Raw genomic sequence first — 409 nt, 5'->3', positions numbered from 1 at the left:
ACGCATCGCCCGTCAGGACCGGCCCGCCGCTCGGGACGGTTCAGACGATCACTCCGTCCCGGCGCAGCGCCGATGTCTGCTCGTCCGTCATCCCCAGGGCTCGCAGCAGCGCATCGGTGTGCTCACCCAGCGCCGGTACGGCACCCATCCGTGCCTCCTCGCTCCCCGGCAGTGTGATCGGCGGCAGCAGCGCCCGCAACGGCCCCACCGGTGTCCCCACCTCGCGCCACCGGTCCCGTGCCGCGAGCTGCGGATGCGCCGCCACATCGGCCACCGTGTTCAGCCGGGCACAGGCGATGCCCGCCGCCTCAAGACCGGCCAGCGCCTCCCGCCCCGTCAGACCCGCCAGCCCCCGGCCCACCGCCTCATCGGTCCGCTCCCGGTTCGCGGTGCGCGCCGCGTTCGTCGC

1 protein-coding gene is annotated in these 409 nt (G+C 75.1%); it reads right to left on the bottom strand.

What is annotated here, in order from left to right; translation table 11 throughout:
- Positions 1 to 40: 40 nt before the first annotated feature.
- The coding region (locus LPA54_RS40565) for a CoA transferase (RefSeq protein WP_228985442.1) at positions 41 to 409 on the bottom strand (369 nt) is incomplete at its 5' end.

Source organism: Streptomyces sp. DH12 (assembly GCF_020873895.1).
Taxonomy (GTDB): Bacteria; Actinomycetota; Actinomycetes; order Streptomycetales; family Streptomycetaceae; genus Streptomyces.
The sequence above is the reverse complement of the archived record's forward strand: the minus strand, read 5'-3'. Positions and strand labels throughout refer to the sequence as shown.